The following is a 15985-nucleotide window of genomic DNA, read 5'->3' on the forward strand; positions in this document are numbered from 1 at the left end:
GGTTCCTTTCAGCGATCCGCCCCCGGAAACGGAGGCGGCATGGCGGCGTTCTGCGTCAGGCGGCCTTCACCCGCGCCTTGCGCGGCAGATGCGCCACCACGTTCTCGATCATGCGCATGCCGGCGTTCTGGCCCAGCGTCATGATCGATTCGGGATGGAATTGCACGGCGGCAACCGGCTCGCTCCGGTGCTCTATCCCCATGATAACGCCGTCCTCGGTCTCCGCCGTGACCGTGAACTCCGGCGGCAGGCGCGACGGGTCGGCAAAGATCGAATGATAGCGCCCGACGGTGATCTCCGCCGGCAGGCCGGAAAACACCAGGCTGTCGCCGCTGGCGCGGATGCGGGACGGCTTGCCGTGCATCGGCTCTGCGAGCTGGCGCAGCTCGCCGCCATGAGCCTCCGCCAGGGCCTGCAGACCGAGGCAGACGCCGAAGATCGGCAGCCCCCGGGCGCGCGCCCGGGCGATGGTCGCCGCGCAGTCGAAATCCGCCGGCCGGCCGGGACCGGGCGACAGCACGACCAGATCGGGCGCCACCTGCTCGAACACTTCGTCGGACACCGGCGAGCGCACCGTGACCACCTCCGCTCCGGTCTGGCGGAAATAGTTGGCGAGCGTATGGACGAAGGAATCCTCGTGATCGACGAGCAGGATCTTCACCCCCTCGCCCACATGCGCCGAGGCGCGCGTTTCGCTTTCCATGTTGGTCTTTCCTGCATCGCGTATGGCCGACAGCATGGCCGAGGCCTTCAGCTCGGTCTCGGCCTCTTCCTCCTCGGGGTTCGAATCGAACAGCAGCGTCGCGCCGGCCCGCACTTCGGCGATCCCGTCCTTGATGCGGATGGTGCGCAGGGTCAGGCCGGTGTTCATGTCGCCGTTGAAATGGACCATGCCGATGGCCCCGCCATACCAGGCGCGCGGGCTTTTCTCGTTCTCCTCGATGAAGCGCATCGCCCACAGTTTCGGCGCGCCGGTGACGGTGACCGCCCAGGCGTGGCTGAGAAAGGCGTCGAAGGCGTCCATGCCCTCGCGCAGCCGCCCCTCGATGTGGTCGACCGTGTGGATCAGCCGCGAATACATCTCGATCTGCCGCCGGCCGATGACGCGCACCGAACCCGGCTCGCAGACCCGGCTCTTGTCGTTGCGGTCGACGTCGGAGCACATGGTCAGCTCCGACTCGTCCTTCTTCGAGTTCAGGAGCTTGATGATCTGCTCGGCGTCGGCGATGGCGTCGTCGCCGCGCTTGATCGTGCCGGAGATCGGGCAGGTCTCGACCCGGCGGCCGTTGACACGGACGAACATCTCCGGCGAGGCGCCGACGAGGTATTCCTGCTCGCCGAGATTGATGAAGAAGGAATAGGGCGACGGGTTGATCTGCTTCAGCCGGCGCGAGATCTGTGAGGGGCGGCGCTCCGCGCGCTCCATGAACATCTGCCCCGGCACCACCTCGAACAGGTCGCCGCGGTGGAAGCTCTTCTTAGCCTTCTCGACGAGGCGCGCATATTCGCCGGGCTCATGGTCGGCGCGCGGCGGCTTCTGGTCGGCGGTCCTGAACGGCGCGCGCGCGCCTTCGCGCACCAGCCCCTCGGTCGAGAACCCCTCGCCCGCATAGTCGTAGCGGTCGTGCCAGGCTTTGGCCGCGTGATGGTCGACGACGAGGATCTCGTCGGGCAGATAGAGCACCAGGTCGCGCTGGCTTTCGGGGCGCGACAGATGCTGTTTTATCGGATCGAACTGGAAGGCGAGATCGTAGCCGAACGCACCGTAGAGACCGAGATTGGCATCATGGTCCGTGCGCAAAAGCCCGGTGACGGCGCGCAGGACGGTGAACACCGTCGGCGCGCGCGAGCGCTCCTCCTCGGAAAGAATGCGCTCCGGCTCGGCCACCGTCAGTGCCAGGAGGCGGTCCGTGCGGCCGGTGACCGTGACCGGTTCGAGCGGCTCGACGACCGCCGCGATGGCCGGCAGCAGGGCTTCGCCGCGCGCGTTGAGCGCCTCGATGCGCATGGCACGGCCGCGCGCCGAGATGACCAGCGGCGGGTCGATGATGGCCGTGTCCCAGCGCGTGTAGCGGCCGGGATATTCGTAGTTGGAGGAGAAGACCGCGCCGCGCCGCTCGTCGAGCGCGTCGATATAGGCGTCGATGGCGCCGTCATAGCCGGTCTCGCTGCGCGTCCGCGTGATGGCGATGCCGCCAGCCGTCACGAACCGCTCGCCGCCGTTTTCCAGAACTTCCAGGCTCATTGTCTGCTCCCTTTATCAGGCATCGCCGGGAGGCTTCGACAAAAATGGCCGCCCGGTTTTCACCTGCGGCCATGGTCTGAATGTCGCGCACGCTGCGCGGTCGGCCGCTGTTAGCGAGCCCACCACCAGAGATTTGCGCGAGAAATCGTTGTCATGGGTTTTCCATAGCCTCCGGCGCGCCCTCGCGCAACTGGTTTCCCGCGCCAGCCCCGCCGCCGCTGTTGCGGTAGAGCGCCAGGAGCGTGACGACGAGCCAGGTCAGGCTTGCCCATGCGGCCCCCAGCGCCCAGCCGGCGGCCACGTCGCTCGGCCAGTGCACGCCGAGATAGACCCGGCTGATGCCGACCAGAAGCGCGACGAGCACGGCGACGCACAGCACATAGGCCCGCACCCGCCAGTCTTCGAAGAACCGCATCACCAGCGCGGCGAGCGTCAGATAGGCGACCGTGGTGACCATGGCATGCCCGCTCGGGAAGCTCGCTGTGTGGATGACGTCCAGATGCGCGACGATATCGGGCCGCGGCCGGTCGTAGAAATGCTTGAGGAAATGCGAGACCAGCGCCCCCGAGCCGACAGACAGGACCGCGTAGAGGGCCGCCCCGAAACGCCGCGTGACGACCAGGAGACCGGCCACCACCGCCAGCGAAAGGACGATCAGCGGGTAACCGCCGACCGCCGTCACCTCGAGAGCCATTTCCTCGAGCCAGGGAGGCCCGATCGGATCTGCGGGATCGGCCGGATTGCGCATCGACAGGAGAAGCCGTTCGTCGAAGGCCCTGATCTCGCCCTCCGCCACCTCGTCGGCAATGGCGAGGAAGGCGAAGGAACCGAGCGCCAGCACCAGCAGGAGCAGCGCCGGAGCGAGCACCTGCCGGCGCCGGCCGACGCGCCGGGCGAAGGTTTTCATCGTCCGTGTCATGCGAGGACCAGAACTCCCTTCCGCGATCAACGTTCCAACAATGCCACCGTTTATTCAGGAGACGGAGCCGCCTGTCCACAGGCTCCGCCCGTCGCCGCCGATCACGCGGCAACCCGGTTTCGAGCCTTCCGGGAACGCCGGGCGTTTTTGCCGGGCCGCCTTGACATCGCCACAAGGCTGCACCACCTTCAAACCATGACAACGCGCCAGAAACACGAGACCTTTCTTTTCCGGGTATGTCCCATAGCGGGATATTGACCCCCGGTTCGGTGCTGTGCGCCTCCGAACCGCGGGGCGCGACTCCATAGAATGACCGTCGAGACGGTTTTTCTGTAGGAAACAACACTCCAGGGCGCACAAAACAATCAGACAAACGAGCCGAAGGCCGGCCGGGAACGCAGCAATGCGCTCCGCGGCGCCTCGCATGGATAAACCAATGCCGCAAAAGACCGGGCGCAAGCCAAGCATCACGATTTCCGAAACCGATTACGAGCGCCTGAGCGGCCTTGCCGAGGCGCTGGAAGACCGCAACCCCGAGATCTCGGAAACCATGATGGCCGAACTCGACAGGGCCCGTGTGGTCCGCGACAGCGCGCTCGCCGGCACCGTCGTCCGCATGGGGTCGACCCTGACCTACACCGCCGACGCCGGCGAGCCGAAGACGGTGACGCTGGTCTATCCGGGCGACGCCGACATCGAGCAGGGCCGCATCTCGATCACCACGCCGGTGGGCACCGCGCTGCTCGGCCTGAAGGAGGGACAGTCCATCGACTGGGCGGCGCGCAACGGCCAGATCCACCGTCTCACCGTGCTGACGGTGAATCAGACGGTGGAAAGCGCCTGACCGCGGATAATGCCATCCGGACCGACACCATGCGCCAACCGCATCTCCTGTTCTTCACGGGCCATCTCCTGACGGGAGGGTAGCCCCTGCGCCGAGCCGTCTCCGCGCAGGGGTCTGCCCTTTCCGACAGACGTGACGCGCCGTCAGCAAGGCGGCGCTGCGATGGAGATCAGCCATGTGGACCAATCAGGGGTGCATTCTCACCACCAAGGACTTCACCATCCTTGAAATCCTCCAGGAACGCCGGGGCGGCCTCGGCGAGCCGATGATGGCGCTGCTGCGCCACAAGCTCGACAGCGCGACGGTCGTCTTCCGCGACGACGTGCCGGCGGATGTTGCCACGCTGAACAGCCGCGTGCGCTTCCGCATCGGCGAGACGGCGCCCGAGACACGCATCATCAGCCACGACCAGATGCAGGGCATGGTCGGCCTCACCCTGCCGCTGACCACGCTGCGCGGCCTCGCCCTGCTCGGCCTGGCCGGCGGAGAGAGCATCGTTCTGCCGCGCGACGGCGAGAACGCCCCGCACCGGATCATCCTCGAAACGGTGCTCTACCAGCCCGAGGCGGCGCGGCAGAGGAACGCCGAGCACGCCCGCAGGCGGCCGCCGCTGCGGCTGGTGCATGATGCAGGTGCGCTGGTCACGACCATCGGAGCCGAAACCGGCGACGACGACCCCGGACCGAGCGCCGCTTGACCCTCACGCGGCGTGAGAGACTATGTCTCGTCCCGCGGAGACACGAGCGATGAAGGAATGGACGGTCAACTCCCTGGCGGCGCTCGCCGGCATCACGGTGCGGGCGCTGCATCATTATGACGAGATCGGCCTTCTGAAACCCGCCCGTGTCGGCGAGAACCGCTATCGCTACTACGGCGAGGAGGAACTGCTGCGCCTGCAGCAGATCCTCCTGCACCGCCGGCTCGGCATTCCCCTGTCGGAGATCGGCGCCCTTCTGGACGCTCCCGGCTTCGACAGGCTCCCGGCGCTGAAGGAACAGCGCCGCAGGCTCGACGCCGAGGCGAAGCGCTATCGCCAGCTTGTCAGGACGATCGACCGCACGATCGCCGCGCTCGAAGGAGATCGCGCGATGAAACATGAAGACCTCTACCGCGGCATCGTGCCGTCGGAAAAACAGGCCGAGTACGAGGACTGGCTGATCGACCGGTTCGGTGCGCCGATGCGCGAGGAGATCGACGCCAGCCGCGCGAAGGCGGCCGGGGCCGGCCCCGAGGGCATGCAGGAAAGCATGCGCGCGCTGGCTGAGATCGAGGGTGCGCTGGTCGGCGCCATGCGGGAGGGCGTCGTGCCCGAGGCCCGCGCGCTGGACGCATTGATCGAGCGCCATCGGGCATGGGTAGCGGATGCCTGGACGAAGCCCTGCACGCCGCAAGCCTATGCGGGGCTCGCCGACCTCTACGAAGGCCACGCGGACTTCGTCGCCCGCTTCGAGACCCTGGGAAAGGGTTTCGCCCGGTGGCTGCCCGCGGCGATGCGGGCATGGGCGCGCCGGCAGACGGCCTGAAGGACGGCTTTGCCAGCGCGGGGCGGTTCGGAATCATTTTATGAGCGCGATGGCCGAAACACTCGGATTGATTGAGAAAAACGACACCCCATCCGCTCTGCGCGCATCTGCCTCACCCGGCGCATCGCATTTGCCGTGGCGCGGCGGGTCCTGCCAGCGCATAATGACTGTGCTGGGCATTTGGCCCGCAGCAACCAACGGATGCGGATGAAGGCGCTCGCACGGCACATTGCTCTCCTTGCCCTGCTGGCAATCGCCTTTGCCGGCACGCCGGGCCATATCGCCGCCATGGCGGCGGAGACGGTCGCGACCGGGTGCCATCACGGCGCAGGCTGCGCCGACATGGACCATGCCAGCGCCCGTTGCGCCGCCGACTGCGCAGCGACGGTGGGCTTCTGCGCGGACATGGCAGCCACGCCGTGGTGTCCCAGCCCGCAAAAAATCCTCGCCATCGCCGGCACACCGCATGCGGGCTGGCGGGGTCCGCCGCTGACGCCCCCGCCCCGCCCGCTCTCCTGAACGACCTTTAATCGCGCCTGCCCGGCGATGCGCCGGGACGAAGCCGTGCCGCAGGCAGGCCGCGACAGGATTCCATTTGTTTCAGGAGCATGAAATGCACTCCAGACTGACCCGCCGCGGCTTCCTTGCCGGAAGCGCCGCCCTTGTCGCATCCGCAGCTTTCCGACCTGCCCTCGCCGCCCCCGCGTCGAGGCTTGCCGCCACCACCCGCACGCTCGACATCGGCGGCAAGGCGGCCACCGTCTTCGGCATCGAAGCCGGCAATGGCCGCCAGGGGCTGGTGCTCGAACCGGGCGAACCGTTTCGCCTGACGCTCGAGAACCGCCTCGCCGAGGAAACGCTGATCCACTGGCACGGGCAGATTCCGCCCAACGAGCAGGACGGCGTGCCCGACATGCCGCTGCCGAAGCTGAAGCCGGGCGAAAGCCGCGACTATGACTTCACGCCCCTCGCCGGGACGCACTGGATGCATGCCCATGTGCCGGCGCAGGAGATGCAGTTGCTTGCCGCGCCGCTGATCGTGCGCAGCGCCGACGACCAGACGGCGGACCGCCAGGAAGTGGTGCTCTTCCTGCACGATTTCACCTTCAGGCCGCTCGACGAGATCCTCGACTCGCTCGGCGCGGACGGCGCCGGCTACGGCACGCACGGCATGGGAACCATGTCCGGTATGTCGGGAATGTCGGGGATGAGCGGCATGGACCATGGTGCGATGGAGATGGACCTCAACGACATCGACTTCGACGCCTATCTGGCCAATGACCGCACGCTCGACGATCCCGAAGTGGTTCCGGTCGAGCGCGGCGGGCGGGTGCTCCTGCGCATCGTCAACGCTTCGGCGGCCACCGTCTTCTGGCTCGACACGGGCGCGCTCGACGCGGAACTGGTCGCGGTCGACGGGCATCAGGTCAAGCCGGTGCGCGGCCGGCGCTTCGGCGCGGCGATGGCCCAGCGGCTCGACCTCCTGGTGGACCTCCCCGCCGCGGGCGGCGCCTTCCCGATCCTCGCACTGCGCGAGGGCGCGCGCGAGCGGACGGGCATCGTGCTGGCCACCCCCGGAGCAACGGTCGAGAAGATCGCGTCCCTCGGTGAGGAGACGGCAGCGCCGTTCGGCTTCGAGCAGGAAGCGCGGCTCGAAGCCCTGTCGCCGCTCGCCGAGCGGCCGGCGGACGACGGCCGCATGGTGATGCTCGGCGGCAGCATGGAGCCCTATCTGTGGACCATCGACGGGCGCGTCTGGGGCGACCACGCGCCGATCACCGCCAAGCGCGGCCAGCGGTTCGAGATCGGTCTTCACAACATGTCGATGATGGGCCATCCGATGCATCTGCACGGGCACGCCTTCCAGGTGGTCGGCATCAACGGAAAGCGCTTCTCCGGCGCGGTGCGCGACACGGTCTATGTGCCGCCGATGGCAATGATGACCATCGCCGTCGATGCGGGCGAGGCGGCGCGCTGGATGTTCCACTGCCACCACATGCCGCACATGGCGACCGGCATGATGACCGAATTCGCGGTCACCGCCTGACGTGAAATGGGGGCCGGCGATCGCTGCGCCGGCCCCCGTTTCAAATGACTCATGTTTTAAGACAATCCCTCGATCAGCCCGTCATCATTGAGGAAAATGTGCTCCGAGGACGGCACTTTCGGCAGGCCGGGCATGGTCATGATCTCGCCGCAGATGGCGACGACGAAGCCGGCCCCCGCCGATAATCTCACCTCGCGCACGGGCACCGCGTGCCCCGTCGGCGCGCCGCGCAGGTTGGGATCGGTGGAGAAGGAATACTGGGTCTTGGCCATGCACACGGGTAGATGGCCGTAGCCCTGCTCCTCCCATTGCCGGAGCTGGGCGCGCACCGCCTTGTCGGCGATCGCCTCCGAGCCGCGATAGATGCGCTTCACCACCGTGTCGATCTTGTCGAACAGGGTCATCTCGTCGGCATAGAGCGGCGCGAATTGCGAGACGCCGCTCTCGGCGAGCGCCACCACCTTGTGCGCCAGCTCCTCGATGCCTGCCGATCCTTCGGCCCAGTGGCGGCACAGCACCGCCTCCTCGCCCTGCGCAGCGACATAGGCCTTGACCGCCTCGATCTCGGCCTCGGTATCGGAATGGAAATGGTTGATGGCGACGATGGCCGGCACGCCGAACTGCTTCACGTTCTCGATGTGGCGGCCGAGATTGGCGCAGCCCGTCTTGACCGCCTCGACATTCTCCGCGCCCAGCTCCTCCTTCTTCACCCCGCCATTCATCTTGAGCGCCCGCACGGTGGCGACGATGACGGCGGCGGCGGGCTTAAGGCCGGCCTTGCGGCACTTGATGTCGAAAAATTTCTCGGCCCCGAGATCCGCGCCGAAGCCGGCCTCGGTGACGACGTAATCGGCGAGCTTCAGCGCCGTGGTGGTGGCCATCACCGAATTGCAGCCATGGGCGATGTTGGCGAAGGGGCCGCCATGGACGAAGGCCGGGTTGTTCTCCAGCGTCTGGACGAGGTTCGGCTGCAGCGCGTCCTTCAAGAGCACGGTCATCGCGCCGTCCGCCTTCAGGTCGCGCGCATAGACGGGGCTCTTGTCGCGGCGATAGGCGACGATGATGTCGCCGAGCCGCTTCTGCAGGTCCTTCAGGTCGGTCGCCAGGCACAGGATGGCCATCACCTCGGAGGCGACGGTGATGTCGAAACCGGCTTCGCGCGGAAAGCCGTTGGCAACGCCGCCGAGCGACGAGACGATCTCGCGCAGCGCCCGGTCGTTCATGTCCATGACCCGTCGCCAGGTGACGCGGCGCGTGTCGATCTCCAGCGCATTGCCCCAGTAGATGTGATTGTCGACCAGCGCGGAGAGCAGGTTGTGCGCCGAGGTGATGGCGTGGAAATCGCCGGTGAAATGGAGGTTCATGTCCTCCATCGGGATCACCTGGGCATAGCCACCGCCGGCCGCGCCGCCCTTGACGCCGAAACAGGGGCCGAGCGAGGCTTCGCGGATGCAGATCGCCGCCTTCTTGCCGATGCGGTTCAGCCCGTCGCCGAGGCCCACCGTGGTGGTGGTCTTGCCCTCGCCGGCCGGCGTCGGATTGATCGCCGTGACGAGGATCAGCTTGCCGTCCTTGCGCTTGCGCGCCTCGGCGATGAAGGCCGCGGAGACCTTCGCCTTGTCATGGCCGTAGGGAAGAAGATGTTCGGAGGGGATGTCGAGCCTCGCCCCCACCTCCTGGATCGGCTTCTTCTTCGCCGCACGCGCGATCTCGATGTCGGACTTCACTTCGGCCATGGTGACGATTCCTCCCCCAGCTTCGTTGCGCAAGACATAAAGCCGCGAAACGCAATCGTCTACCATCGCAATAGAGGCACCGAATGCGTGGATTGCGACGCCAGGTCGCCCTGCGCCCTTTCGGACGCACAAAGGACGATCTCAATCATTGATGGAGCAGTGGAACAACCGAAAGCCGGTTCCCGCTTTTCGATCCGATGCTCTATGCCCTGCGGGAAGGCCAGTTCCAGGCGGGGCGCGGGTGCTGCTCGATGACGACCGTTTCGCCGAGTTCCTTGGCGAGCGTGAAGGACATCGTCCCGTCGATGGTCCTGAGCGCCGTGGCCAGCGGCAGCGAATGGGTGACGACGATCATCTGCGCGATATGGGAAGTTCGCGCCAGAAGGCGCGCCAGCGGGTCGATGAGTTCCGGATGGAGGCTCGTCTCCGGCTCGTTCAGGACCAGCAGGGACGGAGGGCGCGGCGACAGGAGCGCGGCGGCGAGGCAAAGGTAGCGCAGCGTTCCATCCGAGAATTCCGCGGCGCGCAGGGGCCGCAGGAGGCCGGGCTGGCGCATCAGCACCCGGAAGCCCGCCTCGTTCGCCTCGATCTCGACCGAGCTGCCGGGAAACGCATCCTCGACAGCCTGCGCAAAGCCTTCGCCGTCGCCGATCTCGAGGATGGTCTGGATGGCCGCCGCGAGGTCCGAACCATCCGAGGCGAGGACCTGGGTTCGCGTCCCGACATGCGGCCAGCGTGCCGCCGCTTCGGGGTCGGTGCGGAAATGATCGTAGAAGCGCCAGCCCCGCATGCGTTCGCGCAGGAGCAGAAGCTCGCTCGCATTCTTCGGATCGGCCGCATGGGTCATCATGCTGTCATAGGGAGGCAGGCCGGTCAGGACCGAGGCGCGCCGACCGGCTTCGTCGAGAATGCTGACATGCGGCCCATGGCGCTCGGCGAAGACGTTGCGCTGCGAGAGGGCCTCGCCGACCCAGACCGCCTCCGCCTTGATCTCCGGGTCCTCGACGAACATGCTGGCGGACGGGAGAGGCAGGCCGAGATCGATGGCGTAGCCATAGTCCTCGTCGGCGAAACCCAGTCTCAGGCTGACGGGGTTGTTGCGCACCGTGCCCTGCACGGGCTGGCGGCCGGCCTTCATCGCCGCCGAGAATTTTTCCGGTCCCGCCCACAGGGTCGAGCCCAGACCGCCCTCGCGCGCCAGCGCAGCGACGACCCTGCCCTGCCCGGTTTCGGCCAGGAGGCGGATCGCCTTGTAGACGCTGGACTTGCCGCTCCCATTGGCGCCCGAGACGACGTTCAGCCTGCCGAGGGGCAGAACGAGATCGCGGATGGAACGGTAACCTGAGACTGCAACGGTGATGAGCACGAAAAACGATCCTTGAAAAAGCCTGGGCTAAAAAAGCGGTCCTCTCCGCGTTACCCGCGCGGGAAGGACTCCAGCTTCAAGGATGAGCAGACGTTGAAGACAAGACTGTGGCGGCGCTACCGGTCCAGCACCTGCCGCAGTTCCACCAGGTTCGAGCGCACACGCAGCACGTAGAAGCCCATCGTGGCGAGGTGCGTCGGCATGATCCAGCCGGCCTCGTTGCCGTTCGAGATGATGAAGGGCCTGATCTGAAGCGCGGCGGTGAACTGCTGTTCGGTCGTCTCCCACAGCGAGCCGAGCGAGCGCTGCTTGACCACGTCCTCGAAATCCGCGTTGGCCGCATGGAGCAGCCCGTAATAGGCATAGAGCTGACCATAGGCGAACCAGAAGCGGTCGTCGGCGCGCGTGTCGAACCAGCCGCCGTTGAAGTTCTCGGAACGCTCGCGCAGGATCGCCGAGGTGGAGCCGATGTCGCTGGCGATGCGGTCCAGATACTGGATCAGATTGTCGGCGCGCGCGTCGAAGACGGCCTCGCACTTGGCGAGCCGGTCGTTGAAGGCGCGCAGGCTCTCCACCGCCGTGCGGTAGAAGGTCGGCGTCGGCGTCTTCGGGCCGAACGGGTTCAGGCCGAAATACCAGCCGTTCTCGGAGAACTGGATGTTCTCGCGCGCCCGCTGCAGGTCGTTGTCGATCTGCGACGTGCCGCGCACGCGGCCGAGCGCATCGACGAGCTCCACGGCCGTGCGCCGCACCGCCTGGTTGACGCCGCGCTGGAACGACGCCTTGTTGTCGAAGAAGGGCGTGTGGTCCCAGTCGATGCCGAAGAAGCCCGCTTTGTAGAGCAGCATGGAGGAGATCCACGCGTTCTGGTTGACGTTGAAGTCGGTGAGATCGGCGGCCACGTCGACGATGGCCGAGCGCCCGCAGGTGCGCGACGTGTCGCTGCCCGAGGCGGCCGAGACCTGCTCGCCGGCCGAGACGTTGCGCTGGGCGAGATTGTAGCTTTGCACATAGGCGGGATCGAAGCCGGTCCAGGCCTGGGTCTGCCAGATGAAATAGGCATAGAGGCCGACGAGCAGCAGGAGCCCGGCGCCGACGCTGCCGCGGACGATCCAGCCGCGCCGCGTGTACCAGCGGCCGGCGGCGAGGAAGGGCCAGAGGATCCAGGCGATCAGGAGACCGATGCCCCGCCCGATCCAGTGAAAGACGCGGGTGAAGAAGTTGACGATCGGATCGAGCACGGGTTCCCCCATCTTCCTGTTTCCGCATTCGTGCAGACGTCAGGTGATCTCACCTGACCGCACAATGCTATAGCCCATAAAGGCGCTTTCGCAGCGCCGGTTTGTCTCTGAGATAGGTGGTTTTCAGCCGTGCCACAACATATTCGCGCCAGGCCTGCGAATAGTCCTCGTAGTCACGGTAGAAGCCCTGCTTGTTGAAGACGTAGCGGGCGATGAAATCGGACGGCACGAAATCGGAGATCAGGCGGTTGGTGAGCCAGGCATCCGGATGCTCCGGCTCGGCGCGCGTGACGAGGAAGCGCAGATGCGGCGGGATCTCCTCGACCTTGAGCCGGCCCGTCTGGCCGATCTCGCGCACGGCGGCGTTGAGGAAGGGAAACACGCCGTCGCGTGTCACCAGATCGGCATTGCGATGCGTCCAGGTCTGCAGCCAGACGGGATCGACGCGCGAAAAATCCTGATCGGGGTTCGCCCGGCGGACGAGGTCGGTCAGCGCCATCTCGGCCCGGTGCACGAGATAGCCCGATCCCTCGATCCACGAGGCGCGCGGCAGCTGGATGCGGCCGGTCTCGGCCAGGAAGCGGAAGATGCGCGCCGGGTCGTCCTTCGGCAGGTAGCTGACCTGCCAGGGCCGCGAGCGGCGGAAGCCGGGCGTCGCCGGATCAGCGATGACGGTCGTCGTGTCGCGGTCGGCGAAGATGTAGACGCCGCCGAAATGGCTGGTCCAGTAGGCGTCATGGCGGAACACCACCTGTTCCGGCACCAGCTTGTTCTCGCGGATGTCGCCGGTGTCCTGCGCCAGCGCCACCATGCGGTTGAGCAGCGCGTCGTCGCGCCAGGCGTCCGGCTCGTGCTTCACCTTGTCGGCGAGCCGGCCGAGCTCGGCGGCCTTGCCGAGCAGGTCCTCCGCCGACAGAACCTTGAACTCCACCTGGACGATGGAGAGCAGGTCCTCGATGTCGCGGACCTGGTTCACCTGTTCCTCGATCTCGCCATAGACCACATCCTTGATGGTGATGGCGTTGATGGCGCGCGCATTGGCCGCCATGAACTCGTAGACGAGCTGCGAGGTGTTGGAGAAGGCGGTGTGGACCACGGGCAGGTCGATCTGCGCCGGCGTCAGGACGATGAAGCGGCGGTTGACCCCGTTCGGGTCGAGATACTGCTCGTCTTTCAGCTCCTCGGCGACCTGCGGCGAGAAGCCGGTGCGGTCGATGTCGAAGGATTTGAGCTTCGTCTCGCGCACGCCGAACGCCTTCAGCGCCCGGTTGTAGCGCTCGATGAGATGCGGCTCGTCGACCTTCAGGAGGCGGCCGAAAATGAGGTCGTTGTCACGCAGGAGCTTCATGAGAGTACTTGAAATTTAACACCGCGATGCGTATTATTATCCACACTATATGAGGCCATCGATGATCGAGACAAACTCCCGAAAAATCATCGAGCGCCTGAAGAAGGACGGATACGAACTGGTAAACGTTCGCGGATCGCACCACAAGTACCGGCGAGGCGAACGAACGGTCATCGTTCCGCATCCCAAGAAGGATTTACCGCTCGGCACAGCGCGCAACATCGCCAGAAGCGCCGGGTGGATTTGAGGAGCTGATCCACATGCCTCACTACATCGCCATCGTCCACAAGGACGACAGCAGCGCTTACGGCATCAGCTTTCCCGACCTGCCCGGCTGTTTTTCGGCAGCGGACGGTGAAGGCGAAATCCTTCCAAACGCCATGGAAGCGCTCGAGCTCTATTTCGAAGACGTTTCGGACCATCCGGCACCGAAGGGCATCGAGGAGGTTCGCGCGATGCCGCAGATCGCGGCCGATCTGACATCCGGAGCCTACCTGATCGCCGTTCCGTATCGCTTCAATGGCGGCAAGTCCCAGCGGGTCAACATCACGCTTCCCAAGGGATTGCTGCGTCTGATCGATGAAGAGGCAGCGCGCCGTAAAATGACCCGCTCGGCTTTCATCGGACAGGCGGCGGAACGCGAGGTACTGGAGTAGTATCCAAACCTTTTACGGCTGATGGAGATCATCCGCCCCAGACACCCCTCGCCTTCATGTCCTCGATCTCGCGTATCGCGCGTTCGCGCAGGCGCTGGTCGCGCACGATGCCGGAGACCGCCACATCGTCGGAACGGTCGGAATAGCGGAACTCCGAATCCGCGTAGCGGTTGATCTCCTGCATCACCATGTCCATGGTGAAGGGCCGGCGCAACTCGGCGATCATGGCCTTCTTCTCGTCGTAGCCCTTGCGCATGAAAGCGTCCGGCGTCTCGAACCATTCATCCGGAAGCTCGATGTCCATCGCCCGCATCTTGATGGCGTCGGTGATGTTCTTGATGGCGCGGCCTGTGAAGCGCGGTTCGGCGCGCTTGATCTCGTGCAGATAGGCGCCGATGTCCGACATCGTCTTCGGTTCGCCGCGCCCGTCCAGGAAGCGCTCGTAGACCTTCTGCAGGCCCTCTTCCTGCGGCTTCGCATGGGCGCCATAGGCGGTCTCCACCGCGCGCTTGATCTCCTGCGTGGCAAAAAGCTGGTGGTCGCCGAGCGGGATCTTGTGGTTCTTGCCGGCAAGCAGCACGAAGATGTCGATATAGTCGTCGAGCGTCTGCGGTCCATCGACCAGCCAGCGCGCGCCGGCGCGCTGGCGCAGCGCGTCGTCCACATTCTCGGGATAGTTGGAGAACATGCCGAAGGTGCAGTTGCCGCGCACCACCGTGCCGGCGCCGGCGAAACTCTCCATCAGGACGCCCGTCACCTCCTGCTGACCGGCGGACGCCCGGTCGTCGGAGCGCTTCGCCGCCACCTGGTCGATGTCGTCGATGGTGCCGAAGCCGATGGCGCGCGGGCTGAGCACGTTCTCGACGAACTGCTTGCAGTTCTGGCCGGACTTGCCCTGATAGGAGGAGATCTGATCGACGCCGAAATTCTCGTAGTGGAAGGGTACGCCCGCCACCTGGCAGTAATCGTTGAGCAGGCCAGCGGTCATCTGGATGAGGATGGTCTTGCCCGTGCCCGGCGCGCCGTCGCCAATGAAGGTGAACAGGAAGCCGCCCAGCTCGACGAACGGGTTCATCTGACGGTCGAAATCATAGGCCATCAGCATCTTGGCGAGCTTCATGGCCTGGTATTTGGCGATGTGGTTGCCGATGATTTCGTTCGGCTTCTTGAAGGTCATCACCAGCGGCTTGCGCTTGCGGCCCGGCGCGACGTCGAAGCCGTCGAGCGTGAAATCGTCGGCGTCGAGGCGCATATGCGCGTTCTCGAAGGCGCCGAGGCCCGAGAAACGGCCGCGCCGCTGCAGCAGGCCCTCGATCGCCACCCGCGCCACGGCGCGGGCGCGCGCCGTCATCACCGTTTCGTCGGCAGCGCCGGCAGTTGCCCGGTCGAGCGCCGCGATGACGCTCTTCAGCGCATCCTGCGCGGTCTCGAACTGGAACTCCGGCTCGGGCGTGTCGTTCGCCGGCTCCGCATCAGCGTCGAGCATCTGCAGGAGGTAGGACGACAGGGTGAAGGCGGCGACATAGGCCGACGCCTGGAGCAGCGCGTGATAAGTCTGTGCCGCCTCTCCCTCCAGCGCGCCGCGGGCATTGCGCGCCTTCAGGCTCTCCAGCTCGGTCGCGCGGGCGAAGCTGTCGCCGACGGCGAGCGCGACGGCGACGCCGCGGCGCGTACGGTAGAGCAGCGCGTGCTGGGCGATGGACAGCATCGGATCGCCCTGGCGCACGGCCGCGACGGTCTTGGCGAACTCCACCTCGCGCGTCTTGCGCAACGACCCGGCCGAAACGGTCGAGACGAAGCGCCGGCCGGTGCCGGCAAGCTCGGTCTTCGAGCGTCCGCCGTCCTCCTCCATCACGACAAAGCGCGTGACGAGGCTCTGCGCCGTGGCGCGATGCGCCTCGATGTCCTTTTCGTCGATGGTCGTCAGGCCGGTGTCCATGAAAGCTCCTGGTTTGTCAGGCGATGCGAAGGCCCATGATGCACAAGGCTTGCAGCAACCTCCCTTCTCCCCGCAAGCGGGGAGAAGGTGCCGGCAGGCGGATGAGGGGCGTGCGGCGACA

The 15985-nt window shown here is 66.1% G+C and carries 14 protein-coding genes; 7 read left to right on the plus strand and 7 right to left on the minus strand.

Annotation, left to right across the window (positions count from 1 at the left end; translation table 11 throughout):
* Positions 1-55: 55 nt before the first annotated feature.
* Positions 56-2245, minus strand: coding sequence for an anthranilate synthase (locus NA2_RS18080; protein WP_008598558.1), 2190 nt, complete (start codon positions 2243-2245; stop codon positions 56-58).
* A 151-nt stretch (positions 2246-2396) separates the two neighbouring features.
* Positions 2397-3152: a phosphatase PAP2 family protein gene (locus NA2_RS18085; protein ID WP_008598559.1), complete on the minus strand. Its 756-nt coding sequence runs from the start codon at positions 3150-3152 to the stop codon at positions 2397-2399.
* A gap of 448 nt (positions 3153-3600) precedes the next feature.
* Here NA2_RS18085 and rnk point away from each other — a divergent pair, with 448 nt between their 5' ends.
* From rnk to NA2_RS18110, 5 genes are all read left to right on the plus strand, one after another.
* Entirely contained in the window at positions 3601-4008 is a 408-nt protein-coding gene (rnk, locus tag NA2_RS18090; protein ID WP_008598560.1) for a nucleoside diphosphate kinase regulator, read from the plus strand.
* 175 nt (positions 4009-4183) lie between these two features.
* On the plus strand, positions 4184-4705 hold the full coding sequence (locus NA2_RS18095) for a GreA/GreB family elongation factor (protein WP_008598562.1): 522 nt from the start codon (positions 4184-4186) through the stop codon (positions 4703-4705).
* Between the two features lie 49 nt (positions 4706-4754).
* Positions 4755-5531, plus strand: a complete 777-nt coding sequence (locus tag NA2_RS18100) for a MerR family transcriptional regulator (protein WP_008598563.1) — start codon at positions 4755-4757, stop codon at positions 5529-5531.
* A 207-nt stretch (positions 5532-5738) separates the two neighbouring features.
* Complete coding sequence (locus NA2_RS18105; RefSeq protein WP_157188301.1) at positions 5739-6050, plus strand: hypothetical protein; 312 nt, start codon at positions 5739-5741, stop codon at positions 6048-6050.
* A gap of 94 nt (positions 6051-6144) precedes the next feature.
* Entirely contained in the window at positions 6145-7578 is a 1434-nt protein-coding gene (locus NA2_RS18110) for a multicopper oxidase family protein (protein ID WP_008598565.1), read from the plus strand.
* Between the two features lie 56 nt (positions 7579-7634).
* Here NA2_RS18110 and NA2_RS18115 read toward each other — a convergent pair whose 3' ends face one another.
* From NA2_RS18115 to NA2_RS18130, 4 genes are all read right to left on the minus strand, one after another.
* A complete protein-coding gene (locus NA2_RS18115; protein WP_040678480.1) occupies positions 7635-9314 on the minus strand; it encodes a formate--tetrahydrofolate ligase in 1680 nt (559 codons plus the stop codon).
* Between the two features lie 202 nt (positions 9315-9516).
* Positions 9517-10680: an AAA family ATPase gene (locus NA2_RS18120; protein WP_008598569.1), complete on the minus strand. Its 1164-nt coding sequence runs from the start codon at positions 10678-10680 to the stop codon at positions 9517-9519.
* Between the two features lie 116 nt (positions 10681-10796).
* Complete coding sequence (locus NA2_RS18125) at positions 10797-11921, minus strand: DUF2333 family protein (protein WP_008598570.1); 1125 nt, start codon at positions 11919-11921, stop codon at positions 10797-10799.
* A 67-nt stretch (positions 11922-11988) separates the two neighbouring features.
* Entirely contained in the window at positions 11989-13269 is a 1281-nt protein-coding gene (locus NA2_RS18130) for a DUF6638 family protein (RefSeq protein ID WP_008598571.1), read from the minus strand.
* 64 nt (positions 13270-13333) lie between these two features.
* Here NA2_RS18130 and NA2_RS18135 point away from each other — a divergent pair, with 64 nt between their 5' ends.
* A complete protein-coding gene (locus NA2_RS18135) occupies positions 13334-13516 on the plus strand; it encodes a type II toxin-antitoxin system HicA family toxin (RefSeq protein WP_040678517.1) in 183 nt (60 codons plus the stop codon).
* A gap of 13 nt (positions 13517-13529) precedes the next feature.
* On the plus strand, positions 13530-13925 hold the full coding sequence (locus NA2_RS18140) for a type II toxin-antitoxin system HicB family antitoxin (protein WP_008598573.1): 396 nt from the start codon (positions 13530-13532) through the stop codon (positions 13923-13925).
* 28 nt (positions 13926-13953) lie between these two features.
* On the opposite strand, the gene NA2_RS18145 is transcribed toward NA2_RS18140, so the two are convergent.
* Positions 13954-15864, minus strand: a complete 1911-nt coding sequence (locus NA2_RS18145) for an AAA family ATPase (protein ID WP_008598575.1) — start codon at positions 15862-15864, stop codon at positions 13954-13956.
* Positions 15865-15985: the final 121 nt, after the last annotated feature.

It is taken from the genome of Nitratireductor pacificus pht-3B, from assembly GCF_000300335.1.
Lineage (GTDB): Bacteria > Pseudomonadota > Alphaproteobacteria > Rhizobiales > Rhizobiaceae > Nitratireductor > Nitratireductor pacificus.